16 protein-coding genes and 2 pseudogenes are annotated in these 16237 nt (G+C 71.2%); 6 read left to right on the top strand and 12 right to left on the bottom strand.

Translation table 11 applies throughout. The features are described 5' to 3' along the window. The first annotated feature begins 86 nt into the window (after positions 1 to 86). Positions 87 to 1094, top strand: coding sequence for an ornithine carbamoyltransferase (gene argF, locus BMZ82_RS16250; protein ID WP_093776231.1), 1008 nt, complete (start codon positions 87 to 89; stop codon positions 1092 to 1094). A gap of 101 nt (positions 1095 to 1195) precedes the next feature. Here argF and BMZ82_RS16245 read toward each other — a convergent pair whose 3' ends face one another. Continuing rightward, positions 1196 to 1657, bottom strand: a complete 462-nt coding sequence (locus BMZ82_RS16245; protein WP_093776315.1) for an ATP-binding protein — start codon at positions 1655 to 1657, stop codon at positions 1196 to 1198. 257 nt (positions 1658 to 1914) lie between these two features. Then, the gene (locus BMZ82_RS16240; protein ID WP_093776230.1) at positions 1915 to 2736 is read right to left on the bottom strand and encodes a PaaX family transcriptional regulator; all 822 of its coding nucleotides are present in this window, start codon (positions 2734 to 2736) and stop codon (positions 1915 to 1917) included. A 188-nt stretch (positions 2737 to 2924) separates the two neighbouring features. Between BMZ82_RS16240 and BMZ82_RS16235 the strand changes: the two genes are divergently transcribed. From BMZ82_RS16235 to BMZ82_RS16225, 3 genes and pseudogenes are all read left to right on the top strand, one after another. Beyond that, entirely contained in the window at positions 2925 to 3359 is a 435-nt protein-coding gene (locus BMZ82_RS16235; protein ID WP_093776313.1) for a DUF6299 family protein, read from the top strand. 201 nt (positions 3360 to 3560) lie between these two features. Further along, positions 3561 to 3929, top strand: a pseudogene (locus BMZ82_RS16230) (potassium-transporting ATPase subunit KdpA); the annotation flags it as partial. A 246-nt stretch (positions 3930 to 4175) separates the two neighbouring features. After that, a complete protein-coding gene (locus BMZ82_RS16225; RefSeq protein ID WP_177244517.1) occupies positions 4176 to 4850 on the top strand; it encodes a potassium-transporting ATPase subunit C in 675 nt (224 codons plus the stop codon). Between the two features lie 9 nt (positions 4851 to 4859). Here the strand turns inward: BMZ82_RS16225 and BMZ82_RS16220 are convergent, their stop codons facing one another. The 4 genes from BMZ82_RS16220 to BMZ82_RS16205 are packed head-to-tail and all read right to left on the bottom strand — an operon-like array spanning position 4860 to position 8221. Next, positions 4860 to 5996: an ABC transporter ATP-binding protein gene (locus BMZ82_RS16220; protein WP_093776227.1), complete on the bottom strand. Its 1137-nt coding sequence runs from the start codon at positions 5994 to 5996 to the stop codon at positions 4860 to 4862. After that, on the bottom strand, positions 5993 to 6862 hold the full coding sequence (modB, locus tag BMZ82_RS16215; protein ID WP_093776226.1) for a molybdate ABC transporter permease subunit: 870 nt from the start codon (positions 6860 to 6862) through the stop codon (positions 5993 to 5995). The genes BMZ82_RS16220 and modB overlap by 4 nt, the downstream gene beginning before the upstream one ends. Further along, positions 6859 to 7710 carry a molybdate ABC transporter substrate-binding protein gene (gene modA, locus BMZ82_RS16210; RefSeq protein ID WP_093776225.1) on the bottom strand — a complete coding sequence of 284 codons (852 nt, stop codon included), beginning with the start codon at positions 7708 to 7710 and terminating at the stop codon, positions 6859 to 6861. The genes modB and modA overlap by 4 nt, the downstream gene beginning before the upstream one ends. A 43-nt stretch (positions 7711 to 7753) precedes the next feature. Further along, positions 7754 to 8221, bottom strand: coding sequence for a TOBE domain-containing protein (locus tag BMZ82_RS16205; protein ID WP_177244516.1), 468 nt, complete (start codon positions 8219 to 8221; stop codon positions 7754 to 7756). Between the two features lie 138 nt (positions 8222 to 8359). On the opposite strand from BMZ82_RS16205, the gene BMZ82_RS16200 reads away from it, so the two are divergent. Together BMZ82_RS16200 and BMZ82_RS16195 are read left to right on the top strand one after the other, a co-directional pair. Beyond that, entirely contained in the window at positions 8360 to 8842 is a 483-nt protein-coding gene (locus BMZ82_RS16200; RefSeq protein ID WP_093776223.1) for a molybdopterin-dependent oxidoreductase, read from the top strand. A gap of 249 nt (positions 8843 to 9091) precedes the next feature. After that, positions 9092 to 9409 (top strand): annotated as a pseudogene (locus BMZ82_RS16195) (NAD(P)-dependent oxidoreductase); the annotation flags it as partial. A gap of 47 nt (positions 9410 to 9456) precedes the next feature. Here BMZ82_RS16195 and BMZ82_RS16190 read toward each other — a convergent pair. The 6 genes from BMZ82_RS16190 to BMZ82_RS16165 all read right to left on the bottom strand — a co-directional run bounded on the left by BMZ82_RS16190 (position 9457) and on the right by BMZ82_RS16165 (position 15708). Next, a complete protein-coding gene (locus BMZ82_RS16190; RefSeq protein WP_093776221.1) occupies positions 9457 to 9852 on the bottom strand; it encodes a TOBE domain-containing protein in 396 nt (131 codons plus the stop codon). A 19-nt stretch (positions 9853 to 9871) separates the two neighbouring features. Further along, entirely contained in the window at positions 9872 to 10453 is a 582-nt protein-coding gene (locus BMZ82_RS16185; protein ID WP_256251938.1) for a GTP-binding protein, read from the bottom strand. Further along, on the bottom strand, positions 10440 to 10772 hold the full coding sequence (locus BMZ82_RS16180) for a DUF742 domain-containing protein (RefSeq protein WP_093776309.1): 333 nt from the start codon (positions 10770 to 10772) through the stop codon (positions 10440 to 10442). Before BMZ82_RS16180 ends, BMZ82_RS16185 begins: the two co-directional genes overlap by 14 nt. Before the next feature lie 53 nt (positions 10773 to 10825). Then, a complete protein-coding gene (locus BMZ82_RS16175; RefSeq protein ID WP_093776219.1) occupies positions 10826 to 11281 on the bottom strand; it encodes a roadblock/LC7 domain-containing protein in 456 nt (151 codons plus the stop codon). Beyond that, on the bottom strand, positions 11278 to 13884 hold the full coding sequence (locus BMZ82_RS16170) for a sensor histidine kinase (RefSeq protein WP_093776217.1): 2607 nt from the start codon (positions 13882 to 13884) through the stop codon (positions 11278 to 11280). The genes BMZ82_RS16175 and BMZ82_RS16170 overlap by 4 nt, the downstream gene beginning before the upstream one ends. 294 nt (positions 13885 to 14178) lie before the next feature. Beyond that, a complete protein-coding gene (locus BMZ82_RS16165; RefSeq protein WP_093776215.1) occupies positions 14179 to 15708 on the bottom strand; it encodes a helix-turn-helix domain-containing protein in 1530 nt (509 codons plus the stop codon). Positions 15709 to 16237 lie beyond the last annotated feature (529 nt).

The following is a 16237-nucleotide window of genomic DNA, read 5'->3' as shown; positions in this document are numbered from 1 at the left end:
GGGGCTGTATAGAAATGCTGATCGTCGTATAGACTTCCATGGTCCCGCATCATCTTGTCCTGTTCTCGTACCTCTGGAGCGCCCCCATGGCGACTGTCCCGACCGCCCTCGCCGGGCGCCACTTCCTCAAGGAGCTGGACTTCACGGCGCAGGAGCTGCGCGGCCTGATCGAGCTGGCCGCCGAGCTGAAGGCCGCCAAGAAGGCCGGGACCGAGACGCGGCATCTGCACGGCAAGAACATCGCGCTGATCTTCGAGAAGACCTCGACGCGCACCCGCTGCGCGTTCGAGGTCGCCGCCGCCGACCAGGGCGCCTCGACCACGTATCTCGACCCGGCGGGTTCGCAGATCGGCCACAAGGAGTCCGTGAAGGACACCGCGCGCGTGCTGGGGCGGATGTACGACGGCATCGAGTACCGCGGCGCCAGCCAGCAGAAGGTCGAGGAGCTCGCCGCGTACGCCGGGGTCCCCGTCTACAACGGGCTCACCGACGACTGGCACCCCACCCAGATGCTGGCCGACGTGCTCACCATGACCGAGCACAGCGCCAAGCCGCTGACCGGGATCGCCTTCGCCTACCTCGGCGACGCCCGCTTCAACATGGGCAACTCCTACCTGGTCACCGGGGCGCTGCTCGGGATGGACGTCCGGATCGTCGCGCCCAAGGCGTACTGGCCCGCCGACGAGGTCGTCACCCGGGCCCGTGAGCTGGCCGAGGTCTCGGGCGCCCGGGTCCTGCTCACCGAGGACGTCGCCGAGGGCGTGGCCGGCGCCGACTTCGTCGCCACCGACGTGTGGGTCTCCATGGGCGAGCCGAAGGCGGTCTGGGACGAGCGGATCACCGCCCTCGCCCCGTACGCCGTCACGATGGACGTCCTGCGCGCGACCGGCAACCCGGACGTCCGGTTCCTGCACTGCCTGCCGGCCTTCCACGACCTGGGCACGAAGGTCGGCCAGGACATATACGACAGCCACGGCCTCGACTCCCTCGAAGTCACCGACGAGGTCTTCGAGTCGGAGTACTCGGTCGTCTTCGACGAGGCGGAGAACCGCCTGCACACCATCAAGGCCGTACTCGTGGCGACCCTGGCCTGACCCTGACCCTGACCCTGACCCTGACCCTGACCCTGACCCTGACCCTGACCCTGACCCTGACCCGTCTGTTCGGTGGCGTGCCGAACGTCACACGTCACACGTCACACGTGACGCGGGCGCCACTGCGGTGGGACGGCGGCCAGCCTGAACCACACCGCCTTGCCGCGGTCCGTGGGCCGGTGTCCGCAGGACGAGCTGAGGGCGCGGATCAGCAGCAGTCCGCGGCCGTGCTCCTGCCAGGGGTCGGGCGTCTCGCCGCACGGGCGGGTGAGGTCGCCGGGCGGCACCGGGTCGGGGTCGTGCACCTCGACCTGGCAGCCGGTCGGCCGCAGCTCCACCACCAGCTCTATCGGGTCGTCCCCGGTGGTGTGCTCCACGGCGTTCGCCACCAGCTCGGCGGTGAGCAGCTCCGCGGTGTCGCTGTCCGCCGCGTGCTCCAGCTCCGCCAGCGCCGTACGGACCAGCGCGCGGGCCACCGGCACGGCCGCGGCGGAGTGCGGCAGTGCGATACGCCAGGAGGAGGCGGCGTCGGAGGGGCGTTCGTGCAAGGCGAGTCCGTTCATGGCGCAGGTCCCCGTGATCGGCATCGGTCGGTCCTGCTTTCAACTTTATGAATGGTAGCGGCGGCCTCCGGCACAGACGCCCGGTGGTCGCCGTACGGGACTCTCGATCCCGCTACCGGCCGCTTACCCGGACCAACGGTCCCCCTCGCGCACCTGATCCCGTTGTTACCGGCTTATTGACGACCGGTGACGTGTGTGACGGGACCATGTCGTGCGCCGACCTGCCGCCGACCCGCCCACCTGTAGACCCGCCGACCTCAGGGAACGCGGACCCCGGCGAACTCCGCCCCCGCGTCGCGCAGCCGCTCGTGCAGCTCGTGGAACACCGCCGCCGAGCGGGTTCCCGGCCAGTCCTGCGGCAGCAGGCGGGCGGGCAGGCCGGGGTCGGTGTAGGGCAGGTGGCGCCAGGAGTCCAGGGCCAGGAGGTAGTCGCGGTAGGCCTCCTCCGGCGGGGTGTCCGGCCGCTGCTGCCAGGCGTGCAGGACGTGCGCGTGGCGGTCGAGGAACGTCTCGTGCTCCTTGGCGATCGCCGCCAGGTCCCACCAGCGGGCGACGGCCTCGGCGGTCGGCGCGAAGCCGAGGTGCTCGCCGCGGAAGAGGTCGACGTACGGGTCGAGGTGCAGCCGCCGGAGAGTGTGCCGGGTCTCGTCGTACAGCCGCGCCGGGGCGATCCACACGCCCGGAGTCGCCGTACCGAAGCCCAGACCCGCGAGCCGCGACCGCAGCACGTGCCGCTTCTGCCGCTCCGACTCCGGGACCGAGAACACCGCCAGCACCCAGCCCTCGTCCGCGGGGGGCGCCGTGGCGTAGATGCGCCGGTCGCCGTCGTCGAGCAACTGCCGTGCCTCGTCGGAGAGTTCGTACCCGGCCGCGCCCTGCGCCGTACGGGCGGGCAGCAGCAGTCCGCGCCGCTTCAGCCGGGACACCGAGGAGCGTACGGAGGGCGCGTCGACGCCGGCCGCGGCGAGCAGCCGGATCAGCTCGGCGACGGGCACCGGGCCCGGCGCGAAGCGGCCGTACGCGCCGTAGAGCGTGACGATGAGAGACCGGGGTGCGGGCTGGTCGGACACGTTGATCATCTTAGTTCTTCGGTATCGCTGCTGGTCACCATCGGTGCAACGGACTCCGGGACGGTTCGTCGACGCGGGGCGCGGACTCGCCGCCGAAGGAGTGACGATCACCGCCGCGGGCGCGCCCACCCGGTACCAGTGGAGCCCCCACAACAGGAGGTTCTTCCATGTCCACGTCCATGTCCACGACCGCGACCATGTCTTTGCGCCCTGCTCTGTCCATGGCCGCCGGTGCCGCCCTGCTTCTGCTGGCCGCCCCCGCGGTCACCGCCACCGCCGCCGCCGTCCCGTCGGAGTCCGTCACCGTCGACCCGGTGGGCCGTATCGCCGACGACGGCACCGTGACGCTCTCGGGCACCTACCGCTGCGTCGGCAACACGGGTCCCGTCCTCGTCAGCTCCTCCGTCGGCCAGAAGTCCCACGACGTCAAGCACGGCATCGGCGGCACCCGTGCCGTGTGCGACGGGGCCGAGCACGCCTGGGTGAACACCGGCAAGGCCACCCCGAACGACCTCGACCCCGGCGCGGCCCACGTCGAGGCCACGCTGATGGAGCTGCGCCCCGCGGGCGGCCTGCCCCTGCCCCACTTCCACGCGGCGCAGGAGCGGGACATCACCCTGACGGAAGGCTGAGCGGCGGGCCCTGGCCGGGCTCGTGAAGAAGGGGTGAGAAGAGGGCGTGAGGGGAGGGGAAGCAGTCGTTCCCCTCCCCTCACGTATGGGTTGCGTCAAGGGCGTGCGGGCTGCCGTATGGGACCCGTCAACGGTGGCCGGATCTCGCCGGAGAAGCGCTTTGCTCGGACCGTCCGAACGATTTCGAACCTCTTCTTCTGGTTCTACTCCTCCGACAGGCACTGGCGTGTCGAGAAGTGGATCTACAAGGGCATCGGAGCCGACCCCAACACGGAGATGCGCTGGCCCGCGTATCTGCGCGGGGTGCTGGCCTTCTCGGCCGTGAGCGTCCTGTTCCTCTATCTGCTCCAGCGGCTGCAAGGGCATCTGCCCGGTTCGCTCGGCTTCTCCGCGATCGATCCGGACCAGGCGTTCAACACCGCCGTGTCGCTCGTGACGAACACCAACTGGCAGTCCTACTACGGCGAGCAGGCCGTGGGCCATGTCGTGCAGACGGCCGGGTTCGCGGTGCAGAACTTCGTGTCGGCGGCCGTCGGCATCGCCGTCGCGGTGGTGCGGGGGTTCGCGCGCTGTCCTCGCCGGACTCCGCGATCCTGTCCGCCGTCATCTTCAAACGCGCTGATCATCATCGCGCTGGTGCCGCTCGCCCTGCGGGGGGTGCGCTACCGGCCGATGAGCGCCGACCGGATGCTGCGCCGCAACCTCGGGATCTACGGCATCGGCGGCCTGATCGCCCCCTTCATCGGCATCAAACTCATCGACCTGCTCATCTCCCTCATCCCCGGGCTGTAACTCTTCGAAAGCGTGCTGATCCCCATGAACAACTCGGTAACGAACACGGCCCGGTTGCTGGGGGCGGGCCTGCGCGCGCTGCTGGTGCTGACCGTGGTGACGGGCATTCTCTACCCGCTCGCCGTCACCGGCATCGCACAAGCGGTCTTCCCCGGCCAGGCGAACGGCTCGGAGGTCAGGGCGGACGGCAGGGTCGTCGGCCCTTCCCTGATCGGGCAGTCGTACAACCTGCCGTTGAAGAAGGGGCAGGAGACTCCGGAGCCCGACCTGAAGTGGTTCCAGGGACGCCCGCAGAACGGGCTGGGCACCAACGGCGTGAACACGCAGTACAAGTTGATCCTGTCGGGCGCGACGAACCGGTCCGGTGACAACAAGGACCTGATCGACTGGGTGACCGCCGCCAAGAAGGCCGTCATCAAGGACAACTCGGTCGGCGGCTACACGGTCAAGCCGTCCGACGTGCCCGCCGACGCGGTGACGTCCTCCGGTTCCGGTCTGGACCCGGACATCTCCCCGCAGTACGCGGACCTCCAGGTCCACCGGATCGCCCAGCGCAACGGCCTGTCCGTCGCCCGGGTGCGGGAACTGGTCGACGCCCACACCGACGGCCGCACCCTCGGCTTCATCGGCGAACCCCGCGTCAACGTCCTCCAACTCAACATCGCGCTCAAGGGACTTGTGGCGAAGAGCGCGGCGTGATCCGGCCCGTCAGGCCGGGTAGGCGTGGGTCTGGGCCGCCTTGACCGTGGCCCAGACCGGGGCGCCCGGGTGCAGGCCCAGTTCGGCGGCGGCGACCGTCGTGAGGTCTGCGGCGAGGGGGAGTTCACCGGTGAGGTCGGCGCGGATGCGGTCGCCGTGGGTCTCCAGGCCGGCCACCTCGCAGTGCCAGAGGTTGCGGGCGCTGGTGCCGGTGGGCCGGTCGCGGTACAGAGTCACCGCGCTCGGCGGGAAGGTGACGAAGACCGGACCGGTGAGGATCTCGGTGGTGGTGATCGCGGGTCCGGTGTCGAGTCGTACGGTGTGGCCGTCGGCGCGTCCCTGGTAGAGGTTGAGGCCGACGAGGTGGGCGATGTAGTCGGTGCGCGGGTGGCGCGCGATGTCGCCCGGGGTGCCCTCCTGCACCACGTGCCCGTCCTCGACGACGACCAGCCGGTCGGCCAGGACCATGGCGTCCAGCGGATCGTGCGTGACGAGTACGGCGACGGCCTCGAAGTCGGCGAGATGACGCCGGAGTTGGGCGCGGACGTCGAGGCGGGTGCGGGCGTCGAGGGCGGCGAGGGGCTCGTCGAGGAGCAGCAGCCGGGGGTGGGTGGCCAGGGCGCGGGCGAGCGCGACGCGCTGGGCCTGGCCGCCGGAGAGACGGCGCGGCTTCGCCGCCGCGTGCTCGGTGAGGCCCATCCGCGCCAGCCACTCGGCGGCCTGCGCTCGGGCCGCCGCCTTCCCCGCGCCGTGGCAGCGCGGGCCGAAGGCCACGTTGTCCAGGGCGCTCAGGTGGGGGAAGAGCAGATAGTCCTGGAAGACGACACCGACCGGGCGGGACTCGGGCGGCGTACGCTCCAGCGCGTCGCCGTCGAGCCGCAGGTGCCCCTCCGTGAGGGGGACGAGACCGGCCAGCGCGCGCAGGGCGGTGGTCTTGCCCGCGCCGTTCGGGCCGAGCAGGGCGACCACGTCACCGGGCGCGGCCGTCAGCGTGACGTCGAGGCGGAAGCGGCCCCGGTCGACCACGAGACGGGCGTCGAGCCCTTCATCACCGTCGGTACCACTGCCGGCACCACCGCCGGCACCACCGCCGGCACCACTGCCGGTGTCGGGTGCGGTCCGGGCGGTCTTCTCGTTGTCGGTCATGAGGCGGTCATCCAGCGGTCGCGCAGGCCCGCGAGGACCGCGATCGAGACGGCCAGCAGGACCAGGCTGAGGGCGATCGCCGCCTCCGGGTCGCTCTGCAGGGCCAGGTACACGGCGAGTGGCATGGTCTGGGTGCGGCCGGGGAAGTTGCCCGCGAAGGTGATCGTCGCGCCGAACTCGCCCAGCGCCCGCGCCCAGGCGAGGACCGCGCCCGCGGCGACCCCGGGCGCGATCAGCGGCAGGGTGACCCGGCGGAACGCGGTGAACCGGGACGCGCCCAGCGTCGTGGCGGCCTCCTCGTAGCGCGGGTCGGCGGCCCGCAGCGTGCCCTCGACGCTGATCACGAGGAACGGCATGGCGACGAACGCCTCGGCGACCACGACCCCGGCGGTGGTGAAGGGCAGGGTGATCCCGAACCAGGCGTCCAGCCACTTCCCGACGACGCCGTTGCGGCCGAGCGCCATCAGCAGCGCCACACCGCCGACCACCGGCGGCAGCACCAGCGGCAGGGTGACCAGCGCGCGCAGCAGTCCACGGCCGCGGAACTCCACCCGGGCCAGCAGCCAGGCCAGCGGCACCCCGAGCAGCAGGCTCACCGCGGTGGCCGCCGTCGCGCACAGCAGGGACAGCCGCAGCGCCTGCCACACCGCCGCGCTGGTCAACTGGTCCGGCAGGGTGGACCACGGGGTGCGCACGAGCAGCGCGACGAGCGGCAGGATCAGGAACGCCAGACCGGCCAGCGCGGGCAGCAGCAACGGCAGCGGAACGGGACTGCGCCGCCGCGGGGCCGCCGCCCGGCCGCGCCGGCGCCGCGGTCCGCCCGTCAGGGTGTCGGACGCGGCGCCGGACTCGTCGAGCGGGGTCACGGCTGGAGGAACCCGGCCTCGGTCAGGACCTTCTGGCCCTCGGCGGACCGCACCAGCGCGATGAACGCCTCGGCGGCGGCGGTGTTCTTCGCGTCCTTGAGCCGGACGATCGGGTAGTCGTTGACGGCGTTGGCCGACTCGGGGAACTCCACGCCCTCCACCTTGTCACCCGCGGCCTTCACATCGGTCTTGTAGACGACGGCCGCGTCGGCCTCCTTCAGCTCGACCTTTGTCAGGGCGGCCTTGACGTCCTGCTCGTACGAGACCGGCGTGAGCTTCAGCTTGCTGGCGTCCAGCGCCTTCTGGGCGGCCGCGCCGCACGGCACCGTCTTGTCGCACAGCACCACCTTGAGGCCGGACTTCGTCAGGTCCTTCAGGGAGGCGACCTTGTCGGGGTTGCCCGGCAGGGTCGCGATCTCGAGCTGGTTGCGGACGAAGGTGGCGGGCGTCCCCGTGGCGTCCCCCGCGTCCGTGACGATCTTCATCGTCTTGGGGCTGGCGGAGGCGAACACGTCCGCCGGAGCGCCGCCGGTGATGCTCGCGGCGAGGCTGTCGCTGCCGCCGAAGCTGAAGGTGACCTTCGTGCCCGGGTGCGCCTTCTCGAACTCCTCGCCCAGCGCCGTGAAGCTCTCCTTCAGCGAGGCCGCCGCGAACACGGTGACCGTGCCGGACAGCTTGGGGGAGGCGGACGCGGAGGAGCCGGAGGAGGCCGAGGAGTCCGACGTGGCCGACGTGGCCGACGTGGCCGACGAGGAGCAGGCGCTCAGGGCCAGCAGTGCGGCGGCGCTCACACCGGTCACCTGCAGCATCTTGCGGGTGCGGCGGGTCCGGCGCACGGAACGGGTCATCACGGATCTACTCCTTCTCAGGGACTCTTCCCGAGAGACCCTTCTAGGGCCTTACGGGTCCTACGGGTCCTACGGGTCCTACGGGTCCTACGGGTCCTACGGGTCGTTCGGGTCTTACGGGTCGTTCGGGTCGTTCGACGACGACGTTGGTCGACTTGATCACCGCGATCGCCGGCACACCGGGCTCCAGCTCCAGTTCCTCGGCCGACTCCCGGCTCACCAGGGACACCACCCGGAACGGCCCGGCCTGGATCTCCACCTGCGCCGAGACATCCCCGAGGCGTACCTCGGTGACGATGCCGGCGAAGCGGTTGCGGGCCGAGGAACCGGGGTTCTCCCGTTCCGTACGGTGCGTCTGCCGGGCGTAGGCCGCCAGCGCTGCGCCGGGGATGAGCCGGCGTCCCGAATCGTCACGGTCGGCGGGCAGTCTCCCGCCGTCGACCAGTCGCCGCACGGTGTCCGCGCTGACGCCGAGTAAGGCGGCCGCTTCACCGATCCGGTAGGTGTGCATGTACTGAGCATACTGCCGCAAATGCAAGGTGTAAGTACCTTGTAACATCGCATGAGCCGGGCTATCGATAGTGGTGGCTGGTATATGCGTTTGTGCAGTCGGCCCGTCCGGGTACCTCCCTGAGGGAGGTGATAGCCCGTGAGTCAGTCCCTCGCAACCGCCGCTGCGGCCATCGTCCCGATGGCGGAAGTCGTGCTCGCCGGAGACCTGGCCCGGCCGTCCCGGCTGACCGTGGCCGACCTGCTGGCCTGGCCCCAGCAGCGGGCGGAGGTCAGCTTCAGATGCGACACCAGCGGCGTCAGGCGGCACCGCTTCACCGGACCGCTCCTGCACGACGTGCTGTCGGCAGCCGAGCCCGGCTTCGACCCCGCCCGCCGCAAGGACCGCCTCCGCTTCCTCATCGCCGTGACCGGTGCGGACGGCCATCACACGCTGCTGTCATGGGCGGAGGTCGACCCCGACTTCGGCCACGCTCCCGTGCTCCTCGCCGTCACCATCGACGACACCCCGCTCGACCGCGCCGGCCCCCAACTCGTCCTGCCGCAGGACCATTGCGGCGCCCGGCACATCAGCGGAATCAACACGATCCGCGTGGACGGCGGCTACCCCGCGTGGACATGACCCGCCCCGCACCACCGCGGTGAGTCCCGCCCCGCACCGCAGGAGGGCCCGCCCGCCATCGGTACGGCGTTGTCGGCGGCCGGGCTCCCTCGGCGACGCCGCCGCGCTGGTGACGCCGGGCGGGCCCACGGCGCCGGCCGGGCCCGCCTCGGCAACGGAGCACAGCTCGGCTGGGCGGAGGTATAGGCCGCCCCGGCCGCGAGCGGCGACCCGCGCTGCGCACCGCCGGATGGTTCCTCGACCGCTACCAACACGACCCGGGCGAGGATCGCCGACCGGGACGCCGTCGAACGCGCCCTGCGCAGTGGGCGGTTGGCGGGCTACGCGGGCGACGTCCGGTATCCGCAGCCGGCCCCCGCCGACCACCCGTGGCGCACCATGCCGCACCACGGGATGACCCCGCACATCTCCGGCTCGTCCCTGTCCGCGCAGGCCCGCTACGCGGCCGGCATCCGCGAGATCCTCGAGTCCTGGTTCGCGGGCCGCCCGATCCGCGACGCGTACCTGATCGTCGACGGGGGAGCGCCGGCCGGAACCGGCGCCCACTCCTACTCGGTCACCGAGTGACCCGGTGAGGTGAGGTAGAGGGGGCGGGAGGTCGCCGTGCGGGCCGGTCAGACGCGGTCGATGTGCACGTTCGTCGACTTCACCCGGGCGGTGGCCTCCATCCCGACCTCCAGGCCCAGTTCCTCCACGGCCTCCCGGGTCAGCAGCGACACCAGCCGGTGCGGACCCGCCTGGATCTCCACCTGCGCCGCCACGTCACCGAGCTTGATCGCGGTGACGATCCCCGGGAACGCGTTGCGGACCGAGGTGTAGGAGACGTCCTCCTCGCCGCTGCCGGCCTTGGCCAGCTCGACGGAGAACGCGGCGAGATCCGCCCCGTCGACGACCCGCCGCCCGCCCTCGTCGCGATGGGTGACCACCCGCCCCGCGTCCGCCCAACGCCGCGCGGTGTCCGGACTCACCCCGAGCAACCGGGCCGCCTGACCGATCGTGTAAGACTGCATGCCCGCCAAGATATGGGGTTCAGGGGGCGATCTGCAGCGGGGCGGACACCTGGGCGAGGACATGGTCGACCAGGCTCAGCAGCACGTCCCGGCAGGCGCCGCGCTCCCGGGCGTCGAACATGTGCAGCGGCGACGTCGCGGGGAGCGCGAGAGCGCCGCGGATCTGCTCGATGCCGTACTCCGGCCGGCCCTCGAAGCGGTTGACGGCGACGACGAAGGGGATGCCGCGTTTCTCGAAGAAGTCGATGGCCGCGAAGCTCGACTCCAGACGCCAGGTGTCCACCAGCACGATCCCGCCGAGGGCGCCGACCGCCAGGTCGTTCCACATGAACCAGAAGCGCTGCTGGCCGGGGGCGCCGAACAGGTAGAGCACCAGGTCGGGGGTGAGCGTGATGCGGCCGAAGTCCAGGGCGACCGTCGTGGTCGTCTTGGCCTCCACGCCGATCACGTCGTCCACCCCGACCCCCGCGGCGGTCAGCCGTTCCTCCGTGCGCAGCGGAGTGATCTCGCTGATGGCGGCGACCATGGTCGTCTTGCCGACCCCGAAACCGCCGGAGATCAGGATCTTCACAGCCTCGGGGGCGTTGTCAGAGCCGGGCAAGGCCGTTCCTCACTTTCTGCAACAGGGCGATCTGCGGGCTTGCGGCCACGTGGATGGGCGGGCGGGCGAGGATCCTGCCCTGCTCCAGCAGGTCCGACAGCAGGATGGTCGTCACGGAGACCGGCAGGTCCAGATAGGCGGAGATCTCGGCGACGGCCAGCGGCTGCGCGCACATCCGCAGGATCCGCAGGTGCTCCGGCTGAAGGCGCCGGCCGACGGGCGGCAGCGGCAGGTCGACCGTGCTCACCAGCGTGATGAGCGTGAAGACGTCCCGGCTGGGCTGGGTACGGCCGCCGGTCAGGGTGAACGCCCGGACCATGCGCCAGTGCGCGGCCCCCTCGGGCTGCGCCCACGACTCCTGGGGGCCGTCGCTCACTGCTGGAAACCGCGCAGGCCGGGCGGCGGCGAGAGCTCGGCGCGGGGAGCCGCGCTGAGATGCTCCCCGACCTTCTTCACCAGCATGTTCATCTCGAACGCCACCACGCCGACGTCCGCCTGCGACTCGGTCAGCACGGCGAGGTGCGCGCCCGCGCCGGCCGACGTGAGGATGAGGAAGCCCCGCCGCATCTCCAGCAGCGACTGGACGACACCCCCGCCGTCGAAGTCGGCGCAGACGCCCCGGCCCAGGCTCATCAGCCCCGACACGGTCGCGGCCAGCCGCTCGGCCTCGGGCCTCGGGAAGGCCGCGGACTTGCTGACGACCAGCCCGTCCTCGGACACCACGACGGCGAACCGCACACCGGTCACCTGCTGTACGAGGCCGGTCAGCAGGAAGTCGAGGCTGTTGGCGGTGGCGGTGGCGGGGGCGCGGTGCGGGTGAACGGTCATCGGGGGGCCTTCGTCGAGGGATCGTGGTCGGGGGCGGGGCGTACCCCGAAGTCACGGGCGTGCGCGGTGCCGCGCTGGAAGGCGGACATCGTCCGGGCGACCTGCTCCGCCTGCGGCAGCGGTTCCGGGTCCGGCTCCACCGCGGCGGCGCCGCCGGACGCCGGGTCCTGGCGCAACTCCTCGACCAGGCTCGTCTGCGGGACGCGCTGCGGAAGGGGCGGAGCGCCGTGCGGCGACGGAACGGGCGGCAGGCCGGGCCCTCCCGGCCGGCCTGGCTGCACGGGTTGCGCGGGCAAGACGGCCGCCGGGGGCGTGACCGATGCGGTGACCGGGCGGCGCAGGGGCGTGAACACGGAGGGGCGCTCCGCCACCGACCACTCGTCGTCGTCCGAAGCCTGCCGGGGAACGAACGGGGGCATGGAGTGGACCGTGGCCTGCGGCGAGGCCTGCGGCGAGGCCTGCGGCGAGGCCTGCGGCGAGGCCTGCGGCGAGGCCTGCGGCGAGTACGGGGAAGCGACGGACGCAGCGGCGCGGGGAGCGGGCTGGGCGTCCGGCTCCCCGGCCGTTCCGACGAGGGCCGCCGGGTGCCCGGCCTCCGCCACGAGCGTGGCCGGTGAATCCGGCACGATCGAGGCGTCCGGGACCAACGGAGCGCCCGAAATCGTCGGAGCGCCCGGGACCGGCGCGGATTCGTCGATCAGCAGGGCCGCGGGGATCAGGACCACCGCCGAGGTGCCGCCGAACGGCGAGGAGCGGAGCGTGATCCGGACACCGTGCTGGGCGGCCAGCCGGGCGACCACGAAGAGGCCGAGGCGGGAGTCGTCGGCGAGGGCCAGGACGTCGAACTGCGGGGGCCGCGAGAGTCGCCGGTTGACCTCGGCGTACTCCTCTTCCCCCATGCCTATCCCGCGGTCCTCGACCTCGATGGCGAGCCCCTTGCCGACGTGCTCCGTGCGGACCCACACCGGGCAGACGGGCGGCGAGTAGCGGGCGGCGTTCTCCATGAGTTCCGCGAGCAGGTGGATCACGTCGGCCACGGCGTGCGCGGCCAGCTTCAGGTCCTCGTCGGCGTGCACGGTGACGCGCTGGTAGTCGGCGACCTCCCCGACGGCGCTGCGGATGACGTCGACGACGGTGACCGGCTGGGTCCAGCGGCGGCCGGGCTGCCCGCCGCTGATGATCACGAGGTTCTCCTCGTAGCGGCGCATCTGGCTGGCCTGGGAGTCCAGTTCGTAGAGCCCCTTCAGCACGTCGGGTTCCTGGTGCTGCTGCTCCATGGTGTCCAGCAGGCTCAGTTGGCGGTTCACCAGGTTCTGGGTGTGCCGGGCGACGCCCAGGATGGCCTTCTGGAAGCCGCGGCGGGCGTCGGCCAGGCTTACGGCGCTGCGCAGCGCGGTGCGCTGGGCGGAGTTGAAGGCGTGGGCGACCTTGCCGAGTTCGTCGTCGCCGTAGTCGAGGTCCGCCGCCTCCGCCTCGACGTCGACGTTCTCCCCGCGGTTGAGCCGGTCGACCAGGTCGGGCAGCCGGGTGTCGGCCAGCTCCAGGGTGGCTCTGCGCAGGCCGGCCAGGCGTCGCATCAGGGAACGGGTGACCCGCCAGGACAGCAGGGCCACCACGATGAGGGCGGCGAGCCCCGCCCCGCTCGTGACCAGACCCTGCCACACCAGTGAGTCGGCTCGGGCCTGGCTCTGGCCGATGAAGGCGAAGATGGGGTCGACCGTGACCTTCTGCATCCGCGGGATGATCGTGGTCATGGTGGCGGGCCACTGCCGGGCCGCCGCGGGCAGCGCGGTGCTCCCGCCGTCCCGCTGGGCGATGACGGCGTCCTCGATCTTCTCCAGCGTCTTCCACTCCGGGCTGCCGGTGAGCTTCCGCACCGCCGCCATGTCCCGGGCGTTGAGCTGGTTGGGCATGCTGCCCATCAGGAAGCGCCGGGCGCCCACCGCGTGCAGGAAGGCGGCCCGGTCCTGGGCGCTGAGCCGCCCGCTCGCGACCGCGGGGGCCAGCGTGGCGTCCTCCAGCAGCAGTTGCTCACGGGCGTCGATCAGGGTCGAGGTCGGTATGGACGCGGTCACCAGGGACGCGTCGTTGACCCGGAAGGCGAAGTCGGTGCCGACGATCTCGGCGTCGATGACGCGGGTGAACACCGCGGTGGCCGTGCGGACGTCGGTGGTCCGGCTGTCGATCCGGGCCCTGAGCTCGGGCAGGTTCATCGCCTGCACGGCGTCCGCGACCGGCTGGAACGCCGCCTTGGACTTCGCAGGCGCGTCCTTCAGCGCGGCCGGCAGCCCCGCCATCTCGGTCACGGCGACGTCCGTCTTGCGGCGCTGCGCCTCCAACGCCTTGCGTGAGGCATGGGGGTCGGCCAGCCAGACCGCGCTGAGCGTCCGTTCCCGGGCCGCGGCGTCGATCATGTCGCCGAACGGCTTGGCGACGGCGAGGTTGGTGTTGAACTCGGCGCGCAGACCGAAGCCCTGCGACAGCACACGTGCGCTGGTGGTGGCCCAGAGTCCGCCGAGCGCCAGACTCGGGACCAGGGCCAGCAGCAGCAACGAGGCGCGGATGGAACGGAGGCGCTGCAGGGCAGGGGTCCGTGACGGCATCGAGCGTCCTTGGGTGCATGGGTCCGAGCGCGACAACCAGAACTAGTCATTCCGCTTCGCGGCAGTGGTGAGGATGCTAGGTGATCTCCTGACAAGAGTCATCAAAAGTCCTAAAACTTTCTTGATTTCAGGATCATCACGATCATTTACGACACCGGAACTCATGCCGCGCCCGCCGATGCATGGTTTCCAGCCACCGCCCGTCCCGCCCCGAGGCCCGGAAATGCCGCCGCACCCCGCCCGGGCCCGCATGCACGCAGGCCGAACGAGGTGCGGCGGCACGGTTGTTGTTGCTCAGATGTCCCGGAAGATGTCGATCTGTGCCCCGATGGAGTTGAGGCGCTCGGCCAGGTCCTCGTAGCCGCGGTTGATGACGTACACGTTGCGCAGCACCGACGTGCCCTCCGCCGCCATCATCGCCAGCAGGACGACGACCGCCGGACGCAGCGCCGGCGGGCACATCATCTCGGCGGCGCGCCAGCGCGTCGGGCCCTCGACCAGCACCCGGTGCGGGTCGAGGAGTTGGAGCCGCCCGCCGAGCCGGTTCAGGTCCGTCAGGTAGATCGCACGGTTGTCGTAGACCCAGTCGTGGATGAGGGTCTTGCCCTGCGCGACGGCGGCGATGGCCGCGAAGAACGGCACGTTGTCGATGTTCAGGCCGGGGAACGGCATCGGGTGGATCTTGTCGATCGGCGCCTCCAGCTTGGAGGGCCGGACCGTGAGGTCCACCAGCCGGGTGCGGCCGTTGTCGGCCGGGTACTCGGGCGTACGGTCGTGGTCGAGCCCCATCTCCTCCAGGACCGCCAGCTCGATCTCCAGGAACTCGATGGGCACCCGGCGCACCGTCAGCTCCGACTCCGTGACGACCGCGGCGGCGAGCAGGCTCATCGCCTCGACCGGGTCCTCGGAGGGCGAGTAGTCCACGTCGACGTCGATGTCGGGCACGCCGTGCACGGTGAGCGTGGTGGTGCCGATGCCCTCGACCTCGACGCCGAGCGCCTCCAGGAAGAAGCACAGGTCCTGGACCATGTAGTTGGACGAGGCGTTGCGGATGACGGTCACGCCGTCGTACCGGGCGGCCGCGAGCAGCGCGTTCTCGGTGACGGTGTCCCCGCGCTCGGTCAGCACGATCGGCCGGTCCGGGCGCACGGCACGGTCGACGACGGCGTGGTACTGCCCCTCCGTCGCCGCGACCTCCAGCCCGAACCGGCGCAGCGCGATCATGTGCGGCTCGATGGTCCGCGTGCCGAGGTCGCAGCCGCCGGCGTACGGCAGCTTGAAGTGGTTCATACGGTGCAGCAGCGGGCCGAGGAACATGATGATGGAACGGGTGCGCACGGCGGCCGCCGCGTCGATCGCCGCCATGTCCAGCACGGCCGGCGGCACGATCTCCAGGTCGACGCCGTCGTTGATCCAACGGGTGCGTACGCCGATGGAGTTGAGGACCTCCAGCAGGCGGTAGACCTCCTCGATGCGGGCGACCCGGCGCAGCACCGTGCGCCCCTGGTTGAGCAGTGAGGCGCACAGCAGTGCCACGCACGCGTTCTTGCTGGTCTTCACGTCGATCGCGCCGGACAGCCGACGGCCGCCCACGACCCGCAGATGCATCGGTCCCGCGTATCCCAGAGAGACGATTTCGCTGTCCAGTGCTTCGCCGATTCGAGCGATCATCTCAAGGCTGATGTTCTGGTTGCCCCGCTCGATGCGGTTGACGGCACTCTGGCTGGTGCCCAACGCCTCGGCTAGCTGCGCCTGAGTCCAGCCCCGGTGCTGCCTGGCGTCACGGATGAGCTTGCCGATGCGTACGAGGTAGTCGTCTGCCATGAGGCTGAGGTTATCTCAGATATGAGATCGCACCTCCTGGGTAACCCATTCGGGTGACATGCCGTCAATGCCGCCTGGCTGTACAACAGTGACACCACTGGCGAGACCCGACCAAATCAACCGAAACGGTCACCCCTCGTGCCGGTGACGCCGACGACCGTGCGGCTTGCTCCAGGTGAGGACTGGGCGGACGCGACGGCCCGGAAATCGCCCTGGAGCTCCAGCTCCCCCGGGCCGGCCGACGGATCCTCCGCTCGGGCTGCCGCCCACCGCGCGTTGGTCATCTCGCGATGCCTGGCCCGGGGCGTACGGCGGCATGCCCCGCTCGTAGTGGGCCGCGCCGCCCTGGAACGGTGTCCTGTCCCACTGTCACCCGTCAGGCATGCCCCTGATCCGCTTCCGTTGCCGTCCGCCGACCGGAGGCGCGAGGTCGCAGGCCCGCCGCTGACACGGCGTGCCGTTTCCTTGGTGAGGCGAGCCCGGGCATGACCATTCAGCCCCCATGTACTAGAGTTATCTCGACATCGAG

The organism is Streptomyces sp. yr375, from assembly GCF_900110755.1.
Lineage (GTDB): Bacteria > Actinomycetota > Actinomycetes > Streptomycetales > Streptomycetaceae > Streptomyces.
Note: the sequence above shows the minus strand (reverse complement) of the source record. Positions and strands in the feature narration are given on the sequence as shown.